The 23,072-nt window shown below is 72.5% G+C and carries 22 protein-coding genes; 8 read left to right on the forward strand and 14 right to left on the reverse strand.

Annotated features, from left to right (window positions below; genetic code table 11):
- Positions 1–4: 4 nt before the first annotated feature.
- Both ACIQVT_RS06240 and ACIQVT_RS06245 read right to left on the reverse strand, forming a co-directional pair.
- Complete coding sequence (locus tag ACIQVT_RS06240; RefSeq protein ID WP_373909512.1) at positions 5–343, reverse strand: P-II family nitrogen regulator; 339 nt, start codon at positions 341–343, stop codon at positions 5–7.
- Positions 340–1,650, reverse strand: coding sequence for an ammonium transporter (locus ACIQVT_RS06245; RefSeq protein WP_403748371.1), 1,311 nt, complete (start codon positions 1,648–1,650; stop codon positions 340–342). The genes ACIQVT_RS06240 and ACIQVT_RS06245 overlap by 4 nt, the downstream gene beginning before the upstream one ends.
- 175 nt (positions 1,651–1,825) lie before the next feature.
- Here ACIQVT_RS06245 and era point away from each other — a divergent pair, with 175 nt between their 5' ends.
- Positions 1,826–2,779 (forward strand): GTPase Era, encoded by a 954-nt coding sequence (gene era, locus ACIQVT_RS06250; protein ID WP_403748373.1) that lies wholly within the window; start codon positions 1,826–1,828, stop codon positions 2,777–2,779.
- Positions 2,780–2,813: 34 nt separating this feature from the next.
- On the opposite strand, the gene ACIQVT_RS06255 is transcribed toward era, so the two are convergent.
- Positions 2,814–3,692: a helix-turn-helix transcriptional regulator gene (locus ACIQVT_RS06255; RefSeq protein ID WP_403748377.1), complete on the reverse strand. Its 879-nt coding sequence runs from the start codon at positions 3,690–3,692 to the stop codon at positions 2,814–2,816.
- A gap of 123 nt (positions 3,693–3,815) precedes the next feature.
- Between ACIQVT_RS06255 and ACIQVT_RS06260 the strand changes: the two genes are divergently transcribed.
- Entirely contained in the window at positions 3,816–4,661 is an 846-nt protein-coding gene (locus tag ACIQVT_RS06260; protein ID WP_403748380.1) for an NAD-dependent epimerase/dehydratase family protein, read from the forward strand.
- A 19-nt stretch (positions 4,662–4,680) separates the two neighbouring features.
- Here the strand turns inward: ACIQVT_RS06260 and ACIQVT_RS06265 are convergent, their stop codons facing one another.
- On the reverse strand, positions 4,681–6,024 hold the full coding sequence (locus ACIQVT_RS06265; RefSeq protein ID WP_403748382.1) for a GH1 family beta-glucosidase: 1,344 nt from the start codon (positions 6,022–6,024) through the stop codon (positions 4,681–4,683).
- 83 nt (positions 6,025–6,107) lie between these two features.
- Between ACIQVT_RS06265 and ACIQVT_RS06270 the strand changes: the two genes are divergently transcribed.
- Positions 6,108–6,674 carry a GNAT family N-acetyltransferase gene (locus ACIQVT_RS06270; protein ID WP_403748384.1) on the forward strand — a complete coding sequence of 189 codons (567 nt, stop codon included), beginning with the start codon at positions 6,108–6,110 and terminating at the stop codon, positions 6,672–6,674.
- On the opposite strand, the gene ACIQVT_RS06275 is transcribed toward ACIQVT_RS06270, so the two are convergent.
- Together ACIQVT_RS06275 and ACIQVT_RS06280 are read right to left on the reverse strand one after the other, a co-directional pair.
- Positions 6,648–6,914: a protealysin inhibitor emfourin gene (locus tag ACIQVT_RS06275; protein WP_403748387.1), complete on the reverse strand. Its 267-nt coding sequence runs from the start codon at positions 6,912–6,914 to the stop codon at positions 6,648–6,650. The two genes, ACIQVT_RS06270 and ACIQVT_RS06275, sit on opposite strands and share 27 nt — an antisense overlap.
- 21 nt (positions 6,915–6,935) lie before the next feature.
- The gene (locus ACIQVT_RS06280; protein WP_403748389.1) at positions 6,936–8,006 is read right to left on the reverse strand and encodes a M4 family metallopeptidase; all 1,071 of its coding nucleotides are present in this window, start codon (positions 8,004–8,006) and stop codon (positions 6,936–6,938) included.
- Between the two features lie 342 nt (positions 8,007–8,348).
- Between ACIQVT_RS06280 and leuA the strand changes: the two genes are divergently transcribed.
- The 3 genes from leuA (at position 8,349) to ACIQVT_RS06295 (ending at position 12,883) form a co-directional block, all read left to right on the forward strand.
- On the forward strand, positions 8,349–10,070 hold the full coding sequence (leuA, locus tag ACIQVT_RS06285; RefSeq protein WP_403748391.1) for a 2-isopropylmalate synthase: 1,722 nt from the start codon (positions 8,349–8,351) through the stop codon (positions 10,068–10,070).
- Positions 10,071–10,255: 185 nt separating this feature from the next.
- Positions 10,256–10,951, forward strand: a complete 696-nt coding sequence (locus ACIQVT_RS06290) for a TerB family tellurite resistance protein (RefSeq protein WP_403748393.1) — start codon at positions 10,256–10,258, stop codon at positions 10,949–10,951.
- A gap of 750 nt (positions 10,952–11,701) precedes the next feature.
- Positions 11,702–12,883, forward strand: a complete 1,182-nt coding sequence (locus tag ACIQVT_RS06295) for an exo-alpha-sialidase (RefSeq protein WP_403748395.1) — start codon at positions 11,702–11,704, stop codon at positions 12,881–12,883.
- Here the strand turns inward: ACIQVT_RS06295 and ACIQVT_RS06300 are convergent.
- From ACIQVT_RS06300 to ACIQVT_RS06330, 7 genes are all read right to left on the reverse strand, one after another.
- The gene (locus ACIQVT_RS06300) at positions 12,829–13,818 is read right to left on the reverse strand and encodes a dihydrodipicolinate synthase family protein (RefSeq protein WP_403748398.1); all 990 of its coding nucleotides are present in this window, start codon (positions 13,816–13,818) and stop codon (positions 12,829–12,831) included. The two genes, ACIQVT_RS06295 and ACIQVT_RS06300, sit on opposite strands and share 55 nt — an antisense overlap.
- Positions 13,815–14,822 carry an oligopeptide/dipeptide ABC transporter ATP-binding protein gene (locus ACIQVT_RS06305; protein ID WP_403748402.1) on the reverse strand — a complete coding sequence of 336 codons (1,008 nt, stop codon included), beginning with the start codon at positions 14,820–14,822 and terminating at the stop codon, positions 13,815–13,817. Before ACIQVT_RS06305 ends, ACIQVT_RS06300 begins: the two co-directional genes overlap by 4 nt.
- Positions 14,819–16,795, reverse strand: a complete 1,977-nt coding sequence (locus ACIQVT_RS06310) for a dipeptide/oligopeptide/nickel ABC transporter permease/ATP-binding protein (RefSeq protein WP_403748405.1) — start codon at positions 16,793–16,795, stop codon at positions 14,819–14,821. The genes ACIQVT_RS06305 and ACIQVT_RS06310 overlap by 4 nt, the downstream gene beginning before the upstream one ends.
- Positions 16,795–17,751 carry an ABC transporter permease gene (locus tag ACIQVT_RS06315; RefSeq protein ID WP_403748408.1) on the reverse strand — a complete coding sequence of 319 codons (957 nt, stop codon included), beginning with the start codon at positions 17,749–17,751 and terminating at the stop codon, positions 16,795–16,797. The genes ACIQVT_RS06310 and ACIQVT_RS06315 overlap by 1 nt, the downstream gene beginning before the upstream one ends.
- Positions 17,752–17,755: 4 nt before the next feature.
- A complete protein-coding gene (locus ACIQVT_RS06320; protein WP_403748411.1) occupies positions 17,756–19,378 on the reverse strand; it encodes an ABC transporter substrate-binding protein in 1,623 nt (540 codons plus the stop codon).
- Positions 19,379–19,551: 173 nt separating this feature from the next.
- Complete coding sequence (locus ACIQVT_RS06325; protein WP_403748414.1) at positions 19,552–19,746, reverse strand: DUF397 domain-containing protein; 195 nt, start codon at positions 19,744–19,746, stop codon at positions 19,552–19,554.
- Complete coding sequence (locus tag ACIQVT_RS06330) at positions 19,728–20,561, reverse strand: Scr1 family TA system antitoxin-like transcriptional regulator (protein WP_403748417.1); 834 nt, start codon at positions 20,559–20,561, stop codon at positions 19,728–19,730. Before ACIQVT_RS06330 ends, ACIQVT_RS06325 begins: the two co-directional genes overlap by 19 nt.
- 115 nt (positions 20,562–20,676) lie before the next feature.
- On the opposite strand from ACIQVT_RS06330, the gene ACIQVT_RS06335 reads away from it, so the two are divergent.
- Positions 20,677–20,886 (forward strand): hypothetical protein, encoded by a 210-nt coding sequence (locus ACIQVT_RS06335; protein ID WP_361998313.1) that lies wholly within the window; start codon positions 20,677–20,679, stop codon positions 20,884–20,886.
- A complete protein-coding gene (locus ACIQVT_RS06340) occupies positions 20,883–21,098 on the forward strand; it encodes a hypothetical protein (protein ID WP_403748421.1) in 216 nt (71 codons plus the stop codon). Before ACIQVT_RS06335 ends, ACIQVT_RS06340 begins: the two co-directional genes overlap by 4 nt.
- A 534-nt stretch (positions 21,099–21,632) precedes the next feature.
- On the opposite strand, the gene ACIQVT_RS06345 is transcribed toward ACIQVT_RS06340, so the two are convergent.
- Positions 21,633–22,787 carry a DUF6531 domain-containing protein gene (locus ACIQVT_RS06345; protein WP_403748423.1) on the reverse strand — a complete coding sequence of 385 codons (1,155 nt, stop codon included), beginning with the start codon at positions 22,785–22,787 and terminating at the stop codon, positions 21,633–21,635.
- Positions 22,788–23,072 lie beyond the last annotated feature (285 nt).

A 23,072-nucleotide genomic window follows, 5' to 3' on the forward strand; every position in this document is an offset into this window, starting at 1 on the left:
CCGGTCAGAGCGCGTCGGGTCCGCGCTCGCCGGTGCGCACCCGCACGACCGTCTCCACCGGCACGGCCCAGACCTTGCCGTCTCCGATCTTCCCGGTGTGCGCGGCCCTGACGACGGCGTCGATCACGTCGTCGGCGACCGCGTCCTCCACGACGACCTCGATGCGCACCTTCGGCACCAGGTCGACGCGGTACTCGGCTCCCCGGTACACCTCGGTGTGACCGCGCTGCCGGCCGTACCCGCTCGCCTCGGTCACGGTCAGACCGTGCACCCCCAGCTCCTGGAGGGCGGTCTTGACCTCGTCCAGACGGTACGGCTTGACGATCGCGGTGATGAGCTTCATGCCTGGTTGCTGACCTTCTGGCCGGAGGAGAGGAGGGCGGAGCCGACCGGGGCGCCGTGGCCCAGTACCCCGTGATCGTATGCCGTCTCCGCGTGCACCGTAAGGTCCAGACCGGTGTGCTCCTCCTCCTCGCTGGCCCGCAGCCCCAGCACCCGGTCGAGCAGTTTCCCGAGGCCGTACGTCACCGCGAACGCGTACACCGCGACGACCACCACGGCGAGCAGTTGCCGGCCGAGCGGGGCGAGCCCGCCGCCGTAGAACAGCCCCTGAGGTCCGCCGGTCATCGCCTTCTCGGCGAACAGGCCGATCAGCAGGGTGCCGATGACACCGCCGACCAGGTGCACGCCGACGACGTCGAGCGAGTCGTCGTAGTTCAGCCGGAACTTCCAGCTCACCGCGTACGAGCAGACGACCCCGGCGGCCAGGCCCACGGCCAGCGCGCCCACCAGGGAGACCGTCCCGCAGGAGGGCGTGATCGCGACCAGGCCCGCCACCGCGCCGGAGGCCGCGCCCAGCGTGGTGGGGTGGCCGTCGCGCCGCTGCTCGACGAAGAGCCAGCCGAGCAGGCCGGTGCAGCCGGCGGCGAGCGTGTTGAGGAACGCGGCGGCGGCGAGGCCGTTCGCGCCGAGCGCGGAGCCCGCGTTGAAGCCGAACCAGCCGAACCAGAGCAGGCCCGCGCCGAGGACCACCATCGGCAGGTTGTGCGGGCGCATGGCGTCCTTCTTGAAGCCCAGCCGCGGCCCGAGGACCAGGCACAGGGCCAGTCCGGAGGCGCCGGAGGTGATCTCGACGGGCAGGCCGCCGGCGAAGTCCAGGGCGCCGAGCCGCTCCATGATCCAGCCGCCGGGACCCCACACCCAGTGGGTGACCGGGACGTACACCGCCAGTGTCCACACCGGTACGAAGACCAGCCAGGCCGCGAACCGCGTGCGGTCGGCGACCGCGCCGCTGATCAGCGCGGCCGTGACGATCGCGAAGGTCAGCTGGAAGGTGGCGAAGAGCAGGGTGGGGACCGAGCCGTGCACGCTGCCGGGGCCGAGTCCGCTCATGCCGGCGTGGCCGAGGCCGCCGATCAGTCCACCGAAGGAGTCGTCCCCGAAGGCGAGGGAGTAGCCGGCCGCCAGCCACACCACCGTGACCAGGGCGATCGACACGAAGCTCATCATCAGCATGTTGAGGACGCTCTTGGTGCGGACCATGCCGCCGTAGAACAGGGCGAGGCCCGGGGTCATCAGCAGGACGAGGGCGGTGGCGGCGAGCAGCCAGGCGGTGTCGCCGGTGTTCACGTGGGGTGCGGCCAGGGTCACGGGCGTCTCCAACGGTGTGCGGGCTCGTCAGAGCGTCACCGGCGGGCGTTTCCGGTCGCGTACGGGTGTGTTTCCGTGACGTTTCGTTGCGGGTGGGTTTCCGGAAGCTCACGGGTGGAAGGCGGTGGCGGACGCTGGTACGGCGGGGCTCCGTGGATCAGGGAGAATGGGCGGCATGAGTGTTCGTACCCAGTCATCCGAGCAGCCGGCGGAGACCGTCCACCGCGCCGGCTTCGCCTGCTTCGTGGGCCGCCCCAACGCGGGCAAGTCCACCCTCACGAACGCTCTGGTCGGGCAGAAGGTGGCCATCACCTCCAACCGCCCCCAGACGACCCGGCACACGGTGCGGGGGATCGTGCACCGCCCGGACGCCCAGCTGATCCTGGTGGACACGCCCGGGCTGCACAAGCCGCGCACCCTGCTCGGCGAGCGCCTCAACGACATCGTCCGCACCACCTGGGCCGAGGTCGACGTGATCGGCTTCTGCCTGCCCGCCGACCAGAAGATCGGCCCCGGTGACCGGTTCATCGCCAAGGAGCTCGCGGGCATCCGCAAGACGCCCAAGATCGCCATCGTCACCAAGACCGACCTCGTCGACAGCAAGGCCCTCGCCGAGCAGCTCATCGCCATCGACCAGATGAGCAAGGAGCTGGGGTTCGAGTGGGCGGAGATCGTCCCGGTGTCGGCGGTCGGGTCCCAGCAGGTCGACCTGCTCGCGGACCTGCTGGTCCCGCTGCTGCCCGAGAGCCCCGCGCTCTACCCCGAGGGCGACCTGACGGACGAGCCCGAGCAGGTGATGGTGGCCGAGCTGATCCGCGAGGCCGCGCTCGAGGGCGTCCGGGACGAGCTGCCGCACTCCATCGCGGTGGTCGTGGAGGAGATGCTGCCCCGCGAGGACCGTCCCGCGGACCGTCCGCTGCTCGACATCCACGCCAACGTCTACATCGAACGCCCCAGCCAGAAGGGGATCATCATCGGCCCCAAGGGCAAGCGCCTGAAGGAGGTCGGCATCCGTTCCCGCAAGCAGATCGAGGCGCTCCTCGGCACGCCGGTCTTCCTCGACCTGCACGTCAAGGTCGCCAAGGACTGGCAGCGCGACCCGAAGCAGCTCCGCAAGCTGGGCTTCTAGACCGCGCCCCGCCGGGTCGGGGCGCCGGCGACCGTCAGGGGGCCGCGCCCCGCGCGCCGTCCAGTGGGGCGGTGCCGGGCCCGAGGTCCTGCGTGCCCACCACCCGCAGCAGCTGGAGGCGGTCGTGGGACTCGCTGCCCGGGCGGGCCGTGTGCAGCACGAGCTGGTTCCGGCCGCCGTGGCTGAGCAGGACCTCGCACTCCAGTTCCAGCAGGCCCACCACCGGGTGCAGGAACCGTTTGACGGCCGGGCGACGCAGGGACACCTCGTGCGCGGTCCACAGCCGCGCGAACTCCTCGCTCCCCGCCCGCAGTTCGGCCACCAGGGCGGCCGGCTCCGGGTCGTCGGGCCGGGCCGCCGCCACCGCGCGGAGGTTGGCCACGTGGTCGCGGGCGTGCGCCGGGCGGTCCTCGGGCGGGAAGAGGGCGCGGGCCGTGGGGTCCAGGAAGAACCGCCGGGTCAGGTTCCGCTCGCGCGGCGGCCGCGCCGACGCGTCGCCGACCAGGGCCTTCGCCAGCGCGTTCTGCGCCAGCACCGTGCCGCAGTCCGTGACCACCTGCGCCGGTGAGTCGTACAGCCGGTCCAGGACCAGCAGCAGTCCCGGGCGGACGTGCGCGGAGGCCGCCTCCCGGCGCGGCGGCTCCTCGCCCACCAGGTGGAACAGGTGGTCGCGTTCGTCGTCGGTCAGCCGCAGCGCGCGGGCCAGCGCCGTGAGCATCTGGCGGGACGGGCGCGGGCCGCGGCGCTGCTCCAGCCGCGTGTAGTAGTCCACCGACATGCCGGCCAGCGCGGCCACCTCCTCCCGGCGCAGTCCCGGGGTACGGCGGCGGGTGCCGGGCGCGAGGCCCACGTCGGCCGGCCCCAGGCGGGCGCGGCCACGGCGCAGGAAGTCGGCGAGTTCGGTTCGGTTCACCCCTCCAGCCTGCGCCAGGCCGCGCGGCGCAGCCAGGGACCGCCGGTCCCCCGATCGGGAGGTCTCTCCCGCCGTCGCCGCCCGCCGCGCAGGCTGGGCGCACCGAACGAGAGGAGCACCACCATGCTGACCCTGATCACCGGTGCCACCGGACAGGTGGGCCGCGCGTTCGCCGGCCGCCTGCTCGCCGCGGCGCGGCCCGGCGAGCGGGTCCGGGTGATCGTCCGCGACGAGGCGCGCGCCGCCTCCCTCGCCGCGGGCGGCGCCGAGGTCGTCGTCGGCGACCTGCGCGACACCGATGCCCTCGGCAAGGCGCTCGACGGGGTGGACGCCGTCGTCAACATCGCGGCCTCCTTCCGGGGCGTGCCCGACGAGGAGATCCGGGCGGTCAACCGGGACGCCGCGCTGGAACTGGGCCGGGCGGCCCGCTCCTTCGGGGTGCACCGGTTCGTGCAGGCGAGCACCATCCTGGTGTACGGCGCCGGGCGCGGACGGCCGCTGGTGGAGGACGACCCCACGGTGCCGGGCGGCCCGCTGTGGACGGCCTACCCGCGGTCCAAGGCGGAGGCCGAGCGCGGGCTGCTGGCGCTGGACGGACTGGACGTCCGGGTGGGCCGCCTGGCCTTCGTCTACGGCGAGGGCGATCCGCACCTGCCCGGCATCACCCGCTGGACCGCCTCCCAGCCGGCCACCAAGCGACACCAGCTGGTGCACGTCGCCGACGCCGCCCAGGGACTGACCCGCCTGCTGCGCGCTCCCGGCGCCGGCGGCCGGGTGTACAACATCGCCGACGACGCCCCGGTGACGGTGCTGGAGATCCACCAGTTGCTCGGCGTGGAGCCGCCGGCGGACGGCCCCGATCCCGACCCCTGGTACGCGCTCGCCTCCACCGACCGCATCCGCCGCGAACTGGGCTACCGGCCGCTCTTCCCCACCCTGTGGAGCGCCCGCGACGCCGGCGTCCTGTAGCGGCGGGTCCGGGCGGGTCTCACCTCTGGGCCCGCAGCAGGTCGCGGAACCAGTGGTAGGACGCCTTGGGGGTGCGCCGCAGGGTCTCGCGGTCCACGTGGACGAGCCCGAACCGGCGGGCGTAGCCCTCCGCCCACTCGAAGTTGTCCAGCAGGGACCACACGAAGTAGCCCCGCACGTCGACCCCGGCGGTCATCGCGGTGTGCAGTGCCCGGATGTGGCCGTCCAGGTAGGCGATGCGTTCCTGGTCGTCGAGGCCCTCGTAGGAGCAGCCGTTCTCGGTGATGACGACGGGCGGGAGCCGGTCGCCGTAGCGGTCGCGGAAGCCGGTCAGCAGTTCGGTCAGTCCCTCGGGCACCACCGGCCAGCCGAAGTCGGTGACCGGCCGCCCCTCGATCTCCCGTAGCGAGAAGGGGAGTCCGGCGGGCAGCCGCACCCCGCCGTACTCGGTGTCGCCCTCCCGGGGGGCGCCCACCCGGGTCGGGGCGTAGTAGTTGACGCCGTACCAGTCGACGGGCTCGGCGATGATCCGCAGGTCGGCCGCCACGTCACCGGGCATCAGCGCCTCCATCCCCTCCGGGTACCGCCCGAGGATCACCGGTTCGGCGAACAGCCGGTTGAGCAGCGCGTCGTGGAGGCCGGCCGCCTCCGTGTCCGCCGGGTCGCCGGAGGCCGGCCAGGTCGGTCCGTGGGAGTTGGCGATGCCGATGTCCGTAGCCCCGGCCGCGCGCAGCGCCCGTACCGCGAGACCGTGCGCGAGGAGCTGGTGGTGGGCGGCCGGGAGGGCGTCGAAGAGGAGCTGCCTGCCCGGCGCGTGGACACCCAGCGCGTGTCCCAGCAGGGTGTGTTCGGCGGGCTCGTTCAGGGTGATCCAGGTGCCCACGCGGTCCCCGAGCCGGTCGGCGACGACCGCCACGTAGGCGGCGAACCGCTCGGCGGTGTCCCGGCGCAGCCAGTCCAGCGAGGCGGGCAGGTCCCAGTGGAAGAGGGTGGGCACGGGCCGTACGCCCGCCGCGCACAGCTCGTCCACCAGCCGGTCGTAGAAGTCCAGGCCGCCGGGGGAGTTCACCCGCGGCCAGGAGACCGAGAACCGGTAGGCGTCCACGCCGAGGCCGGCGAGGAGGGCCACGTCCTCGGCGTAGCGGTGGTAGTGGTCGCAGGCGACGGCCGCCGTGGAGCCGTCCTTGACCCGGCCCGGCTCGGCGGTGAAGACGTCCCAGACGGACGGTTCCCGCTGCCCGGCCGCTCCCTCGATCTGGTGCGCCGAGGTCGACACCCCCCACCGGAAGCCGTCCGGGAACCGCGGGACCGGAGCGCCCGGGGCCGGGGCCGCCGGGCGGGGAGCACCTGCGTCAGTCGCCATCCCCGGATCATCCTTACCCCGCGTGATCCCCGTCAACGCCCGCGCACCGCGCGGTCGTCGCGCGGTCGTCCTATGATCGCCCGATGCTCGAAGGCAAGCTCATACGACTCCGCGCCTTGCGCGCCGACGACCTCGACGCCCAACTGCGCTGGCGCAACGACCCCGAGGTGGCGCACTGGGCGACCGGCGGCCACCCCCACTTCGGCCCGGTGAGCCGGGAGGCCGTGGAGCGCTTCCACGAGGCCCGGCTGCGCGAGGACCCCCGGGACGGGGCCACCTTCACCGTCGAGGAACTGGACGGCGGACGGGCCATCGGTATGGCCGACTACCGTGACCTGGACGTGTTCGCGGGGCGGGCGACCGTCGGCATCACCATCGGCGAGCGGGACCGCTGGGGCGGCGGACACGGCTCCGAGGCGCTGCGGCTGCTGCTCGGCCACCTCTTCGGCGCCTGCCGGCTGCGCCGGGTGGAACTGGACACCTGGAGCGGCAACGAGCGCGCCCTGCGGGCCTTCCGCCGCCTGGGCTTCGTGGAGGAGGGCCGCCGGCGGGAAGCCGTACGGGTGGGCCGGGAGTGGTACGACACCGTGGAGTTCGGGCTGCTCCGCGAGGACTGGGCGGCCTCAGGCGCCCTCCTTCAGCACCCGTGACACCAACTCCCGCTGTTCGTCGGTGAGCCGGGGGTCCGCCGCGTACACCGTGCGGCCGTCCACCGTGATCTCGTAGCGGAAGCCGTCCGGGACGCCCGCCGGTGGCGTGTCCTGGCCGGACGCGAGGGCGCGTCCGGCCAGGGCCTGCCACTCGTCGGCGTCGGGCCGGCCCGAGGTGTCCACCTCGGCCCGGCGTTCGATGCCCGCGAAACCGCCCGTGCGCCGCACTTGAATACGCATGGGTCCCTGTCTAGTACGGAACTAGAGCGTGCGCACCCCTACCTCCTCCCAGGCCTTCTGCACGGCCTGGAGTTCGTCGCCCGCCCCGTACCGCTCGCGTGCCGCCTTCACCGTCAGTGTGGCGAAGTCGGCGAACTGGGCGTCCTTCTTCAGCCGGCCGCCGGTGAGCACGTCGTACCAGATCCGGCCGGCCTTCTCCCAGGCGTAGCCGCCGAGGGCGGTGGCCGCGAGGTAGAAGGCGTGGTTGGGGATGCCCGAGTTGATGTGCACGCCGCCGTTGTCGCGGCCGGTGCGGACGTAGTCCTCCATGGTGGCCGGCTGCGGGTCCTTGCCGAGGACGTCGTCGTCGTACGCCGTGCCCGGTGCCTTCATCGAGCGCAGGGCGGTGCCCTGGACGCGTGGCGCGAGGAGCCCGGCGCCGATCAGCCAGTCGGCGTCGGCGGCGGTCTGGCCGAGCGTGTACTGCTTGATCAGCGAGCCGAAGACGTCGGAGACGGACTCGTTGAGCGCGCCGGGCTGCCCGAAGTAGGTGAGGTTGGCGGTGTGCTGGGTGACGCCGTGGGTCAGCTCGTGCCCGATGACGTCGACCGGGATGGTGAAGTCGAGGAAGATCTCGTCGTCGCCGTCGCCGAACACCATCTGCTCGCCGTTCCAGAAGGCGTTGTCGTAGCCCTCCCCGAAGTGCACGGTGGCGTCCAGCGGGAGCCCGTGGTCGTCGATGGAGTGCCGGCCGTACGCCTTCAGGTACAGCTCGAAGGTGGCGCCCAGGCCCGCGTAGGCGCGGTTGACGCTCGCGTCGGAGCCGGGGTCGGAGCCCTCCGCGCGGACGCGGTGGCCGGGCAGGTCCTGGGTGTGCCCGGCGTCGTAGACGGTGCGGTGCGGCTGGTCGGCGGCGGCGCCGGCCGGCGCGGCGACGGCGGGCGCGCCGACGACCGTGGTCAGGCGGCGCTTGGTGCGCTGGTAGGCGTCGTGCTCCAGGGAGCGGCGGGCCGGGCCGGACAGCGCGGGGTCCTCGTGGCGGGCGAGCCGGTCGAGGACGTGTGGCGGCACGATCGTGCAGAAGACGGGCGTCAAGCCCCCGTTGTCGGTCATGTTCGGACCATTGCACTACGTGATGTCGATGTCACTACCTGCCACCATGATTGGTGAAATACCGGGACAGGGAGCGCGACACTCCGTGACCTCATGGTAGGGCGATGTGGTCCGACGCACTTTATGTCCATTTTGTATGGACTCTCGGCACCGGTCCCGCATACTGGGACAGGCCCGCGCCCCCGGAGCGGCTCGGCTAGGCTGCGGAACATCATGCGTTCCTGGCTGCTCCTTCTTAGCTGCCGCGGCGAGGGCCTGTAGTCGAGGCCGACTCCCTCCCCGCGGAGCTTGGCGTTGCGTCGTCGGCCGTCCTTCCGGACCCCTTGAGGAGCCTTACGCATCATGGCCAACCGCCAGCAGCCCAGCCGCATGCCGATCCACAAGTACGGCCGCTACGAGCAGGTCGACATCGCCGACCGCACCTGGCCCGGAAAGCGGATCACCGCCGCCCCCCGCTGGCTCTCGACCGACCTGCGCGACGGCAACCAGTCCCTGATCGACCCGATGTCGCCCGAGCGCAAGCGCCGGATGTTCGACCAGCTGGTCGCGATGGGCTACAAGGAGATCGAGGTCGGCTTCCCCGCGTCCGGCCAGACCGACTTCGACTTCGTGCGCTCCATCATCGAGGAGGAGGGCGCGATCCCCGAGGACGTGACCGTCTCCGTCCTCACCCAGGCCCGCGAGGACCTGATCGAGCGGACCGTGGAGTCCCTGAAGGGCGCCCGCCGGGCCACCGTCCACCTGTACAACGCGACCGCGCCGGTCTTCCGCCGCGTCGTCTTCCGCGGCTCCAAGGACGACATCAAGCAGATCGCCGTCGACGGCACCCGCCTGGTGATGGAGTACGCCGAGAAGCTGCTGGGACCGGAGACGGAGTTCGGCTACCAGTACAGCCCCGAGATCTTCACCGACACCGAGCTGGACTTCGCCCTGGAGGTCTGCGAGGCCGTCATGGACGTCCACCAGCCGGGCCCGGGCCGCGAGATCATCCTCAACCTGCCCGCCACCGTGGAGCGTTCGACCCCCTCCACGCACGCGGACCGCTTCGAGTGGATGCACCGCAACCTCTCCCGCCGCGAGTACGTCTGCCTGTCCGTCCACCCGCACAACGACCGCGGCACGGCCGTCGCCGCGGCCGAGCTGGCGCTGATGGCCGGCGCCGACCGCGTCGAGGGCTGCCTGTTCGGGCAGGGCGAGCGCACCGGCAACGTCGACCTGGTCACCCTGGGCATGAACCTGTTCTCCCAAGGCGTCGACCCGCAGATCGACTTCTCCGACATCGACGAGATCCGCCGTACGTGGGAGTACTGCAACCAGATGGAGGTCCACCCGCGCCACCCGTACGTGGGCGACCTGGTCTACACGTCCTTCTCCGGCTCCCACCAGGACGCCATCAAGAAGGGCTTCGACGCCATGGAGGCCGACGCCGCGGCCCGGGGCGTCACCGTGGACGACATCGAGTGGGCCGTGCCGTACCTGCCGATCGACCCCAAGGACGTCGGCCGCTCCTACGAGGCCGTCATCCGCGTCAACTCCCAGTCCGGCAAGGGCGGTGTCTCCTACGTCCTGAAGAACGACCACAAGCTGGAACTGCCGCGCCGGATGCAGATCGAGTTCTCCAAGATCATCCAGGCGAAGACGGACGCCGAGGGCGGCGAGATCACGCCGAAGGACATCTGGGCCGTCTTCCAGGACGAGTACCTGCCGAACCCGGACAACCCGTGGGGCCGCGTCCAGCTGAAGACCGGGCAGTCGACGACCGACACCGACGGGGTGGACACCCTGACCGTCGAGGCCACCGTCGACGGCGAGGACACCGTCCTGACCGGCTCCGGCAACGGTCCGATCTCGGCCTTCTTCGACGCCCTCCAGTCCGTCGGTGTCGACGTACGCCTGCTGGACTACCAGGAGCACACGATGAGCGAGGGCGCCTCCGCGCAGGCCGCCTCGTACATCGAGTGCGCCATCGGCGACAAGGTCCTGTGGGGCATCGGCATCGACGCGAACACCACGCGCGCCTCGCTGAAGGCGGTCGTCTCCGCCGTCAACCGCGCCGGCCGCTGACGCCCGCGCACCACCCGATCCGGGGCCCCGGCCGTGCGGTACCGACGGCCGGGGCCCCGTCGGTTCTCGGCCACCGCGCACCCCAGGTCACGGAAAGGTCTCTTCCGGGTACTGACTCAGCCTCCGTGATGTGGCTAACATCACGCCAGTGCGGCGATGTTGCCGCGCGGTTACGGAGGTGCGACGTGCTGCCAGTACGGGGACGAGACGGCCGAGCCGCCAGGGCTGCGCGCATCCTGGGCACCCGCACCGCGTGGACCCCCGCCGGGGACGGCGACTTCTACTGCCCCGGCTGCGGCGGCGACCGCAACTACCAGCGGCTCACCGGGCGCCGCCGCCTCACCGTGCTGGGCGTGCCCGTGCTGCCCCGCGGGTCGGCCGGACCGGTCGTGGAGTGCGCGGCCTGCCACCGGCACTACGGCCCCGACGTCCTGGACCACCCCACCACCCGCCGCTTCTCCGCGATGCTCCGCGACGCCGTGCACACCGTCGCCCTCGCCGTCCTCGCCGCGGGCGGCACCGGCTCCCGTACGGCCCTGGAGGCGGCCGCCACCGCCGTCCGCGCGGCCGGCTTCGCCGACTGCACCGAGGACCAGCTGGCCGCCCTGGTCGAGGCCCTCACCCTGGACACCGGCCGCTTCTTCGAGCAGCCGGGCAGCGCGAGCCTCACCATAGAGCTGCACGAGGCCCTGGACCCGCTCGCCCCGCACCTGGCCCCCGCCGGCCGCGAGGCGCTCCTCGTCCAGGCCGCCCGCATCGCCCTCGCCGACGGCCCCTACACCCCGGCCGAACGCGACGCCCTCGCCACGGTGGGCGCGGCCCTCACCATCTGCGCCGACGACGTGACCCGCCTCCTGACAGCAGCCCGAACCCCGTCCTGACCCCGTTCGGCCTGCCCGGCCCCGGCGCGGCCTGCTCGGGTTTGCCCGGCCCGGCTCCGCCTGCCCGGCCTGTTCGGCCGCTCGGACCGCCCGGTTGGGAACCGGCCGGGGCACTGCCGCACGGGTTCCTGTCGTCAGCGGGACGGCGTAGGGCGGCCCCCGGTTCCGTACCGCGCCGTCCGGCCGCCTGTGCGGCGCGCACGGTTCCGGCCTTCCTCGGCCGGGGCCTCCGGGTGTCCGCGGTCGCCGTGGCGGGGCCGGGGGTCCGTCGGGCGCGGGTGCCTCTCGGGGCGGGTGCGCTGGGTGCCGGCGTCCGTGTGGCCCGTGTGGGGCTCCGCCCTGCTCCCTCCGTGGAGGCACGCCGAGCCGCCGCCGTACGGGTGCCTGTCCGGCGCACGGCTCGTCCCCCCTCTGGCCGGGGCCGCCCGGTGGCTGCCGGTTCGCGTGGCGGGCCCTGCTCGCCTCCTGGGCATGGTCCGCGTGGACGCGTCGGGCCGCGCTCCCGGTGGGGGCCTGCCGAGTCGCTCGTCGTACGGCGGCTGACGTCCACTTGACCGCCGTCCGGCCGGTCGGTTGCCTCCCACCGGGCGCTTCCCCGGCTCGCCGGGCCTGCTCCTCGACCGAGCGGGCCGACCGGGTTCGAAGCGCCGACGGCGTTCGCGTGGTCGCCCCGGATTCCGGCAGGGACTCGTGTGGGTGGTTGTCGGGGGATCGGGGCGGGGCGGCGGGGGATGCGGGCAGGATCGGGGGGTGAGCGTGCTGTGCCGTTGGGTCCTCGTCGGGCTGGTGCTCCTGGGACTGGTCCCGGTGCCCGCGTACGCCTCGTCCGCCGGGTGTGTCTCCTCCGTGCCCTACCTCTCCGGGCGAGGCGGATACGCCGCGTACCGGATTCCCGCGGTGGTCGTCACCCGGCAGGGCACCGTGCTGGCCTTCGCCGAGGGCCGGCGGGACGGCGCGGGGGACACCGGGGACATCGACGTCGTCCTGCGCCGCTCCACCGACGGCGGCTGCACCTGGGGCCCGCCGGCGGTGGTGGCCGCCGGGCGGGGTGACACCCGGGGCAACCCGGCACCGGTGGTCGACCCGCGTACCGGCGCGGTCGTGCTGGTGACCTGCGGCAACAGCGGCGCCGTCACCCAGGCGCAGATCACGCGCGGCGAGGTCCCCCCGGAGCGGGGCCGCCGGGTGTTCGTGCAGCTGAGCCGGGACGACGGCCGGCACTTCACGGCGCCCCGGGACATCACGGCCGGGGTGACGCGGCCGGGCTGGCGCTGGTACGCCACCGGCCCCGGTCACGCCGTCGCCCTCACCCGGGGTCCGCACGCCGGCCGCCTCCTCGTCCCCGCCAACCACTCCGCCGCCCCGCCCGCCGGTTCCCCCGACACCGGGCAGGAGCCCCGCTACCACGGCGGCCACGCCCTCTACAGCGACGACTCCGGCCGCACCTGGCACCTGGGCTTCGTGGACGCCGGCTACGACGGGGTGACCAACGCCGACGAGACCACCGCCGCCGAGCTGGCCGACGGCCGCGTGTACCTCGGCTCCCGCGACCAGGACGGCACCGCCCCCGGCAACCGTCTGGACAGCTACTCGTCCGACGGCGGACGCACCCTGGACCGCCCCTACGCCGTCCAGCCGACCCTGGACGCCGTCCCGGTGGTCCAGGGCAGCGTCCTGCGCCCCGCGGGCCCCGGCGCCCCGCTGCTGTTCTCCGCGCCCTCCGTGCCGACCGCCCGCCGCGCCCTGGCCCTGTGGTCCAGCACGGACGCCGGGCACACCTTCACCCGGCTGCTCACCCTCGCGGACCGCCCGGCCGCCTACTCGGACCTGACCCAGCCCGACCCCGGGACGATCGGTGTCCTGTACGAGACCGGGAGTCAGAGCCCGTACGAGTCACTGGAGTTCCGCAGGCTGCCGCTGCCGCTGTCCTGAGGGCCGGGGTCCAGCAGTCCGGCCGCCGCCAAAAACCTGCCGACCCTGTCGACCTCCTCGCCGGACAGCGGCACCTGCGGCTCGGCCGTCACCGGGCAGTCGATGACGCCCCGCAGGTGCAGCGCCGCCTTGAACGCGCCCAGCGCCGACGAGCTGCCGCCCATGCGCGCCGGGTCCCCCACCCCGGTCAGCCCGAACAGCGCGCACAGCCGCTCCTGTTCGGCCCGTGCGCCCTCCGTGTCACCGGCCCGGCACCGCCGGTACAGGCGGACGTAGCCGTGCGGGTCGACGTTGGCCAGCCCCGGCACCGCCCCGTCGGCGCCCAGCGCCAGCGCCGCGTCGGCGATCAGCTCGGAGCCGGTCAGCACGCTGAAGCCGGGGTGGGCGCGGGCGCCGGTGACGACCTCCCGGAAGGCCGCCAGGTCCCCGCTGGAGTCCTTCACCCCGGCCAGCACCCCGTCCCCGGCGAGCCCCAGCAGCAGCTCGGCCGGAAGCTTGCTGTGCACGGCGGCGGGGATGTCGTAGGCGATGACCGGGACGGGGCTGGCGGCGGCGATCCGGCGGTAGTGGTGGACGATCTCCGCGGGGTGGGTGCGGGCGTAGAAGGGCGCGGTGACGACGACGGCCTGCGCGCCGGCCGCGGTGACCGCCGCCACGTGTTCGAGCACCCGGGGGGTGGTCATGTCGATGGCGCCCGCGAGGACGGGCAGCTGCCCGGCCACGTGGGCCGTCACGGCCGCCACCACCTGGCGGCGCTGCGCGTCCGTCAGGAAGGCCGCCTCCGACGTGGAGCCGAGCAGGAACAGCCCGTGCACCCCGCCCTCGACGAGGTGGTCGACCAGGCGCAGCAGTGAGGGGACGTCCACCTCGCGTTCCGGTGTCAGGGGTGTGCAGACGGGCGGGACGACACCGGTGAGCGGGGCGGGAAAGGTCATCGGGGCTCCTGGCGCGCGGGGTCGGGGGCCGGCTGGTCCTCCTCCACAGGATGGTGGCAGCGGTAGCGGTGCCCGGGGTGCGACGCGGCCGTGAAGTCGGGCATGGCCGCGGCGCACACCTCGTCCGCCCTCCAGCAGCGGGTGCGGAACGGGCAGCCGCTCGGCGGGCGGGTCGCCGAGGGCACGGGCCCGGTCAGCGGGATCGGTTCGACGGGGTGCAGCAGGCCGGGCGTGGCCGAGAAAAGGGCGCGGGTGTACGGGTGCCGGGCCGCGCCGGTGACCCGGTCGGCCGGGGTCTCCTCCACGATCCGGCCGAGGTACATGGTGATCACCCGGTCGCTCATCCGCCGTACCGTCTGGATGTCGTGGGATACGAACACCAGGGCCAGACCGAGGCGTTCGCGCAGGTCGAGCAGGAGGTTGAGGATCTGCGCGCGGACCGACACGTCCAGGGCGCTGGTCGGTTCGTCGGCGACGAGCAGGGCGGGTTCCAGCGCCAGCGCGCGGGCGATGGCGACGCGCTGGCGCTGCCCGCCGGACAACTGCCCGGGGACGGCGTCGGCAAGGGCCCCGGGCAGGCCGACCAGGCCCATCAACTCCCGCACCCGTTCCTCGCGTCCGGCCCGGGTGCCGCGTCCGTGGACGTCCAGCGGGTCGCGCAGGACGCGGCGGACGGTCAGCCGGCGGTTGAGGGCCGTCGACGGGTCCTGGAAGACCATGCCGACGCCCGCGCCCACCGTGGCCCGGCGTTCGGCGGGCGGCATCGTCCACAGGTCCCGGCCCCGGAACGCCACCGTTCCGCGCACGGGCCGTTCGACGCCGACGAGCACCTTGGCCAGCGTCGACTTCCCGCACCCCGACTCGCCGACCACGCCGACCGTCTCACCGGCGCCGACGCGCAGGGTGGCGCCGGTCAGCGCGTACACCCGGTCGCGCCGGAACAGGCCGCCCCCGCGCGCCCGGTGGACGACGTGCGCGTCCCGTACCTCGACGACGGCCGTCACGGGCGGGCCTCCTCGCTCTGCGCCGACGTCAGGTCCACCGCCGGGTGGTGGCAGGCGGCCGTGTGCGCTGGGGTGCCCGCGAGGACCGGGGCGGTCGTACGGCACACCTCGCCGGCCAGCGGGCAGCGGTCGGCGAACCGGCAGCCCGGGGGGAACCCGGCGGGAGCCGGTACGACCCCTTTGATCTGGGCCAGGCGGTCCTCGGCGGACTCCAGCGACAGCACGGCGGCGAGCAGGCCGCGCGTGTAGTGGTGGGCCGGAGCGGCCACCAGGTCGGCGGTGACACCGCTCTCCACGATCTGCCCGCCGTACATGACCACCACCCGGTCGGTGACGTCGGCGACCAGCGCGAGGTCGTGCGAGACCAGGAGCAGCGCGAAGCCCAGCTCACCGCGCAGCCGCAGCAGCAGCTCCATCACCTGGGCCTGCACGGTGACGTCCAGGGCGGTGGTGGGTTCGTCGGCGACGATCAGGCCGGGCTCGCGGGAGAGGGCCATGGCGATGAGGACGCGCTGGCGCTGCCCGCCGGACAGTTCGTGCGGGTAGCTGCGCAGGGTGCGTTCCGGGTCCAGCCCGACCAGCGTCAGCAGCTCGCGCGGGCTGCGGCGGCCCCCGCGCCGGACCAGCTGCGCCAGCTGGGCGCGGACGGTCATGCCGGGGTTGAGGGCGGACAGGGCGTCCTGGTGGACCATGGCCATCTCGTGGCCGAGGAGACGCCGCCGGGCCCGCGCCGGTTCGGTGAGCAGGTCCCGCTGCCGGAACCGCACCTGGCCCCGCACCCGCGCCCCGGCGGGCTGGAGACCCATGACGGTCAGCGCGGTCAGCGACTTCCCGCAGCCCGACTCGCCGACCAGTCCCAGCACCTCCCCGGGGTACACCTCGAAACCGACCCCGGCCACCACGTCCACGCCCCGATGCCGGTCCGGGAAGCCGACGGTGAGGTTCTCCACGGCGAGCACCGGCTGCCCGTCCCGGGCGGGCAGCGGCCGGGCCCGGGCGCGCAGCCGCCCGGCGGCCTCGGCGAGGCCCGGCAGCTCCACCACCTCGCCGCTGCCGGGCTCGGGTGTCTCCAGCCGGTCCGCCGGCGCCGCCGGTTCACGGGGCGCGGGCGCCGCCCAGGCGTCGGAGACGCCCTCGGCCAGGATGTTCAGCGACAGCACGGTGAGCAGGATGAGCAGCCCGGGGAAGACGGTGGCCCACCAGCCGCCGGTCAGCACCATGTTCTTGCCGTCGGCGATGACACTGCCCCACGACGGGTCGGGGGGCCGTACGCCCGCGCCGATGAAGGACAGCGACGCCTCGAACACGATGGCCTCGGCGACCTGGACGGTGCAGAACACCAGCACCGGGGCGGCGCAGTTGACGGCCACGTGCCGCAGCACGATGTGCCGGGTGCGGGCGCCGATGACCCGTTCGGCGGTGACGTAGTCCTCGCCGTACTGGGCCAGGACGTTGGCGCGGACCACGCGGGCCACCGGCGGGGTGAACAGGAACGCGAGGGCGCAGATCAGCACGCCGATCCCGCCGCCGAACACGGCGACGAGCACGGCCGCGAGGGCGATGCCGGGGAACGCCATCACCACGTCGAGGCAGCGCATCAGCGTCTCGTCGACGGATCTGCGGGAGGTGGCGGCGAGCGCCCCGAGCAGGGCCCCGGCGACCAGGGCGAGCCCGGTGGCGCCCAGGCCGATGGCGAGGGACCACCGGGCGCCGTACATGAGCCGGCTCAGGATGTCCCGGCCCAGGCTGTCCTGCCCCATCCAGTGCGCGGCGGACGGCTGCCCGGTGCCGCCGGCCGGGTCCTGCTGGTCCAGCGGGTCGTGCGGGGCGAGCAGCGGAGCCAGTACGGCGACCAGGACGACCAGGGCCAGGAAGCATACGGCGGCCTTCGACGACAGCGGCAGCCGGCGCAGGCCGCGCAGTCGGACGCCGGGCCGGGAGAGCCGCTCGGTGAGAGCCGCGCGCGTGATCATCAGCCCGTCCTCAGACGTGGGTTGACCAGCAGGTACAGGAGGTCGATGACGAGGTTGACGACGACGAACCCGGTGGCGGTGGTCAGGACGACCCCCTGCACGACGGCCGGGTCACCGTTCTGCACGGCGTCGATCATCAGCTTGCCCATGCCGGGCAGGGAGAAGATCGTCTCGATGACGACGGCGCCGCCCAGGAGGTAGCCGACGCGCAGCCCCAGCACGGTCAGCGGGTTGACCAGCGCGTTCCTGAGGACGTTCCGGCCGACCACCACCCGGGGCGGCAGTCCGCTGCCGATCGCGGTGCGCACGTAGTCCTTGTCCAGCTCCTCCACGACCGACGTCCGTACGATCCGGGTCAGCTGCGCGGCCACCGGCAGGGACAGCGCGACGGCGGGCAGGGTCATGGTCCGCAGCCAGCCGGTGACGGAGTCGGCGGGGTTGACGTAGCCGCCGGTCGGGAACCAGCCCCGGTCGACGGCCAGGTACTGGATCATCAGCAGCGCCAGCCAGAACCCCGGCGCCGCCACCCCGACCAGCGAGACGACCCGGACGACCTGGTCAGGCACCCGGTCCCGGTACACGGCCGCCGTCACCCCGCCCGCCAGCGCCACCACCACCGCCAGCGCGAGCCCGAGGAAGGTCAGCTGGAGGGTGAGCGGCAGCGCGGTGGCGACCTGGCCGGCCACCGGGGAGCGGGTCAGGGCGCTGGTGCCGAGGTCACCGTGGAGCAGGTCGCCGACGAAGTGGACGTAGCGCACGGGCAGCGGGTCCAGCAGCCCGTTGCGCGCCCGGAAGTCGTGCAGCTGCCGGGGGGTCGGATTGGCGCCCTGGAAGAACGCGGACGCCGGGTCGGCGTCCGAGAACCGCATCACCAGGAAGACGAACAGCACGATGCCGAGGAGCAGCGGTACGAGCAGGACGATACGGCGGAGCAGGATACGTACGACGGCCGTCATGCCGTCAGGCCCAGCGCGCGCGCAGGAGGTTGACGCCCGGGTACGGCTGGGCCCGTATCCCGGTGAGCCTGCGCGGGTCCCAGGCCGTCATCAGCTCGTTGTGCACCACCGGGTACAGCACGGCCTGTTCGGCGACCACGTCGATGTAGTCCTGCACCATGGCTTTCTTCCTCGCCGGGTCGGGTTCCCGGGTCGCCCGGTCCATGTCCTTGAACAGCCGCCGGGCGACGGGGTCGTCGGCCCACCGGGTGTAGCGCATCCAGAGATTCTGGGGCCCGTAGTTGTAGTGCATGATCAGGTCCGCGTCGAGCCCGAACTGGTTGGGGTTGGAGGCGGCGGCGACGACCTGGTAGTCCCGCTTCTGGTCCATCTTGGTGAAGACGGCCGTGGTCTCCTGCGGGGCGAGGGTGGTCCTCACGCCGACGGCGTCCCACGAGGCCTTGACGGTGGGCAGGCAGTCGACGATCCAGCTGACGTTGACGGCGAGGATCTCCACCTCGAGGTTCTTCACCCCGGCGGCCTTCAGCAGCGCCTTCGCCCTCGCCGGGTCGTACCCGTAGACGGTTTTCGCCGGCCGGTAGCCGGGATTGCCCTCGTCGAGGAAGGAGGACGCGGGCCTCCCGTGCCCCTTGAGCGCCACCCGCACCATCTTCTCGCCGTCGATGGCGTAGTGCAGCGCCTGGCGCACCCGCACGTCGTCGAAGGGCTTGTGCCGGGTGTTGAACATCAGGAAGAGGTTGTTCATCCCGGCGCCGCCCGCCACCTTCAGCCCGCCCTGCTCCAGGCGCGGGATGTTGGCGTAGGGGACGTTGTCGGCGATCTGGGCGCCGGCGTCGGTCCCCGAGATCTTCGCGACGCGCGAGGCCGCGTCCACGATGGTGAGCCAGTTCATACGCTTGAAGGCGGGCTTGCGGGGGCCGTTGTAGGCGGTGAACGCCTCGAAGGTGGTGTTGGACTTCGGGTGGTGCGCGGTCTGCCGGTACGGCCCCGAGCCGACCGCCAGCCCCCGGACCGCCTCGTCCCAGGCGCCGGGCCGGGAGAAGACGTGCTTCGGCATGATCTTGGCGAGGGTGAGCCGGGCGAGCCCGTCGGGGAACGGGAACCTCAGCACCAGCTCGACCGTGCGCGCGTCGACCTTCCTCACGCTGTCCAGCCAGCCGGCGAAGAAGCCCTTGGCGAGGGTCTCGGTGTGCGGGTCCAGGATGCGGTCGAAGACGAACACGACGTCGTCGGCGGTGACGGGCCTGCCGTCGTGGAAGGTGGCGCCCGGCCGCAGCGCGAACCGCCAGCGGGTGGCGCCTGGATCCTCCGGCACCTCGGTGGCCAGCGCGGGATACGGCACCCGGCTGATCGGGTCGGTGTCCAGCAGCCCCTCGTAGATGTGATGGTTGGCTGCCATCGCGAACGCCGACGCGGTCTGCGTCGGGTCCCAGCTGCCGTCGTTGCCGTACCCGATCACGGCGGTCAGCGTCCGCTCCTTGCCGCTGCCCCCGTGCCCGGTGTCGTTCGTGGACTGCGGCCCGCCGGAACAGGCGGCCAGCGCCGCGCCCGCCCCCAGCGCCCCGGCGCCCCTCAGGAACGACCGGCGGCGCGGCGCCGGTACACCGGGAATCACGTCGTCGCGCACGGGTCCTCCAGCAAGTCGTCGGGGAGGGGCGGGAGATACGACGTCCTACGTCCTACGTCCGATCGGTAGCGCGACCATAAGAGGGGTGGCGGAGGCGGTCAAGACGACTCACACGGACAGCCCAGCGCATCGGAGGCCGGGCCGACGGCAACCGGGCTGTTGAGTCGGTGTGCTCAGGCGGTCAGGGCGCCGACGAACTCCGCCCAGGCGGGGGCCCCGACCACCAGCACGGCCCCACCGGGAACCTTGCTGTCCCGGACGGGCACGACACCGGGGACGCCGTCGGCCACCTCGACGCAGTTGCCGCCCTCGCCGTTGCTGTAGCTGCTCTTGAACCAGTCGGCGTTGCTCAGGTCGTACTGCTGCATCGTCTGTGATCCTCAGCCGCCGACTCGACCAGGGCGAGGGACGCCTCCGGCGACAGCGCGGCGACCCTGAGCAGATCGTATGCGCGCTGTGCCCGCTTCACCACAGCCGGATCGTCCATCAGCATCCCCGAGAACGAGGTCTCCGTATAGGCGACGGGCGGTGCGTCCTCGAAGGCCATGAGCCGCAGGTCTCCCGTCATCCCGGCGAAGGCTCCAGCCGCGTACGGGACCACCGTCACCCACACCGTGCGCTCCCGCATCAGCCCGGCGATCTGGCGCAGTTGCTCGGCCATGGCCCGGGGACCGCCCACGGGGATGCGCAGGAGGTTCTCGTGCAGGATCACCCAGTACTCGGGCCGGGTGGCGTCCTTCAGGATGTGTCCGCGTTCCAGTCGGGCGCCGACGATCTCCTCGACGTACTCGTCGGTGACGAACGGGTTGGCCGCGACGGTCACCGCCTCCGCGTACGCCCGGGTCTGCAACAGCCCCGGCACCGCGGTCGGCGCGAACTCGCAGATCCTGGTCGCCACCCGCTCCAGCTCCACGACCTCGGCGAAGTACTCCGCGTACCGCCGGTCGTCGATGAGCTTGCGGCACAGCCGCTCGAAAATACCGTCGGTTTGCAGGACCTCGTCGATTCGCCGGGTGATGTCCAGCTGGGGTTTTCGAATGGCCTGCTCGAACTGTCCGATGTATGCACCGGAGACGAAGACCCGGGCTCCCAGCTCCACCTGGGTGATTCCGGCGTCCTCCCGTCGTCTCTTCAGCTCGGCGCCGAAGAACTCCCAGACCGCCTGACGCGAACCGTTGGCCATGGCCAACCTCCCTCGGCTGCCACGCCTTTGTAGGGCGCGGGCGATTGCCGAGTGTAGATGCGGAACGTCACCCTGGGTGCACGAAGCGTGAAATCGGGAAAGGCAGGGGAACAGAGTGAAGGCTCTCGAAGAGGCGGAGGAGACGTTGCGGGAACTGCGGGTGGCGCTCGAGAAGGCCGGGGTCGTTCTCCCGTCGCTGGGACTCGACCCGGTGAGTCTGGCGAGAGAGGTGCCCTGCCCGCTGGTGGAGCTGGGCCGCTGCTCGGTGGAGACCGCGCGGAGCCTCACGGCGGCGCTGACGGCGTCCCCGGGGGTGGCGCGGTGATGCCTCCGGCCGGCAGCCATGTGGTCGACACGCGTACCGGCCGGGTCGGCATCGTCATGGGGCACGAGGGGCCGTACGTGCAGGTGCGGCCCTACGGCGGGGGCCGGGAGTGGGACGCCGAGCCGGAGGCGCTGCGCGGGGCGACCACGGCCGAGCGGCTGAGCGCGGCCACGGCGTATGCCAACGCCCGCAGCCGCGGAGAGACGCTGTAGCGGTGCGAGGGAGCCCGCGCTTCCCACGATTCACCTGTTACGTCGCGCAGCGTCCCGTCGTACTTCACAGCATCGAAGGAAGCTCTACGGTCTTCGTCTCCGGGTCTACTTCCTTTTACGGGCTTGGGTGACTCCGAAGGCGATGAAGGCGAGGATGGCGATGCCGAACAGGACCCAGAGCGGGGCGCCATCCATCCCCTTGTAGGCCAACACGGTTTGATCGGAGGACGGTCGCATGACGACTGCCTTTCCGGGGGATGCGGGTTCAAGTGGTGGTGCCATGAGGGTGCACTTACGGTCTCACCGCTGCGATGAACCTTGTCGAGGCCCACGCACCATGAGCACCGGCAGGATGAGACCACAAGACCCGATGACCGATCAGTGTTCCTCCGTCTACTTACCGCGCCTGGCGCGCAACGCCCAGACGACGAAGGCGACTACGATCAATGCGAGAATCGCGATGGTGAACGTAGTGTTCTTGAAAGGGCCTCCGCCAGGGAAGATGACGCTCAGCACCTCATGATTCGGTACCATTTATCCTCCGATTGCTTCGATTTGCCTGTTCACGTGGTGGCCTCGTCGAACGCTTGCGAGGCCTTGTTTCCGACGACATTCGCGGCAACGGCGCATACCGGCGCGGCCGTGCCACCGGTCAGGTAGTCGCAACGAGGTGACGCGGTTGACGTCGTCGTAGGTGAAGGCCGTCACCCGCCCCTCGGCGGTCATGATCTTGTCGAGCCGGCCGGAGCTGTCGTAGCCGAAGGCGACCGTCTTGCCCTCGGTGTCGGTGGTGGCGGCCAGGTTGCCGTCGGAGTCCACGTCGTAGACGGCGGTGCGGCCGGTGTTGTCCTTCGCCTGCCACTGCGAGGGGAAGGTCTTGTCCAGCTCGATCCACCGGCCGGAACGGGTCTCGGTGAGCTTGAAGCCGCCGCTCGTGGTCTGGGTGACGGTGATGCTGCCGTGGTTGCGGTCGGTGACCTTCGTCAGCGTCCCGCCGGGGTTGTACGACTCCTTCGAACCCGACTTCCACTTCGTCAGCGTGTACGTGCCGTCGGAGTTCTTCTTCAGGTCCTCGGAGTAGCCCTTGGGGGTGGTGAAGGAGCCGTCACTGTTCTTCTTGAAACGGACCGTCGCGCCGGAGGCGTCGTAGAGGACGGCCTCGCCGCTGGAGAGGGACAGGTAGCGCTCGTACTGCTGCCACCAGCGCTGGGTGACCCGCCCGTACGGCGCGTCCAGCGAGTTGTAGGTCCGGGCCAGCCTGAGGCCCTGGCCGACGCCGGCGATGTCGAAGTCCGTCGCCGTCAGCATCAGGTTGCCGGTCGAATAGTCGATCTTCGCGGTCAGCGCGTCCGTGACGGCGAAACTGGTGTAGCGGTGCCAGGGCACATCGCCCTGCCCCTCAGGGACCAGATTCAGCACCGACGTCTCCGCCGCGACCCCCGCTGACTGCGCCGCCTTGCCCGACGCGGCACCCTTGGCGTGCGCCCGCTGCTCGCGCAGCCACCGCAGATACCCCTCGTCCGTCGGGTTCTTGGCCGGTTTCGACTTCACCGGCCGGTTCGCCCCCACCTTCACCGGCGGCATCGCGAAGTCGGGACTGTCCTTGCCCCAGACCGACACCGGCTTGCCGTCGGCGGCGGCCGCGTTCGCGGCCGGCAGCACGGCCGCGGCCAGCGCCGCCGTCACCACCGCGACAGCGGCAGCCGAACCTGATCTTTTCCGGGCACGCCTGAAAGACGTGCCGAAGGCACGTGTGCGCATGGCTTCCCCCCACAGGAAGACAGACCCCGGCGACCCCAGCGGTCACCGGGCCCGCACACGTTGCCACAGGATTCGCACAGACGTCCGGGCCGTTCCCGGCGATCTCCTCCACACACGGGCCGGAATCCGCCCCTCCTGTTCAGCGGGGCAAATGCGGCCGAAAAGGGATCACCGCGTGCCCGCCATCGCGTCCGGCGGGTGATGAACCGGCGG

Source organism: Streptomyces sp. NPDC100445, from assembly GCF_044759735.1.
In the GTDB taxonomy this organism is placed as follows: Bacteria; Actinomycetota; Actinomycetes; order Streptomycetales; family Streptomycetaceae; genus Streptomyces.

What these genes read in the sequence shown, in the direction of transcription:
- ACIQVT_RS06240 (WP_373909512.1), bottom strand. Translation starts at nt 343, where the DNA reads ATGAAGCTCATCACCGCGATCGTCAAGCCGTACCGTCTGGACGAGGTC.
- era (WP_403748373.1), top strand. Translation starts at nt 1,826, where the DNA reads ATGAGTGTTCGTACCCAGTCATCCGAGCAGCCGGCGGAGACCGTCCAC.
- ACIQVT_RS06260 (WP_403748380.1), top strand. Translation starts at nt 3,816, where the DNA reads ATGCTGACCCTGATCACCGGTGCCACCGGACAGGTGGGCCGCGCGTTC.
- ACIQVT_RS06265 (WP_403748382.1), bottom strand. Translation starts at nt 6,024, where the DNA reads ATGGCGACTGACGCAGGTGCTCCCCGCCCGGCGGCCCCGGCCCCGGGC.
- ACIQVT_RS06270 (WP_403748384.1), top strand. Translation starts at nt 6,108, where the DNA reads ATGCTCGAAGGCAAGCTCATACGACTCCGCGCCTTGCGCGCCGACGAC.
- ACIQVT_RS06275 (WP_403748387.1), bottom strand. Translation starts at nt 6,914, where the DNA reads ATGCGTATTCAAGTGCGGCGCACGGGCGGTTTCGCGGGCATCGAACGC.
- ACIQVT_RS06280 (WP_403748389.1), bottom strand. Translation starts at nt 8,006, where the DNA reads ATGACCGACAACGGGGGCTTGACGCCCGTCTTCTGCACGATCGTGCCG.
- leuA (WP_403748391.1), top strand. Translation starts at nt 8,349, where the DNA reads ATGGCCAACCGCCAGCAGCCCAGCCGCATGCCGATCCACAAGTACGGC.
- ACIQVT_RS06300 (WP_403748398.1), bottom strand. Translation starts at nt 13,818, where the DNA reads ATGACCTTTCCCGCCCCGCTCACCGGTGTCGTCCCGCCCGTCTGCACA.
- ACIQVT_RS06310 (WP_403748405.1), bottom strand. Translation starts at nt 16,795, where the DNA reads ATGATCACGCGCGCGGCTCTCACCGAGCGGCTCTCCCGGCCCGGCGTC.
- ACIQVT_RS06315 (WP_403748408.1), bottom strand. Translation starts at nt 17,751, where the DNA reads ATGACGGCCGTCGTACGTATCCTGCTCCGCCGTATCGTCCTGCTCGTA.
- ACIQVT_RS06325 (WP_403748414.1), bottom strand. Translation starts at nt 19,746, where the DNA reads ATGCAGCAGTACGACCTGAGCAACGCCGACTGGTTCAAGAGCAGCTAC.
- ACIQVT_RS06330 (WP_403748417.1), bottom strand. Translation starts at nt 20,561, where the DNA reads ATGGCCAACGGTTCGCGTCAGGCGGTCTGGGAGTTCTTCGGCGCCGAG.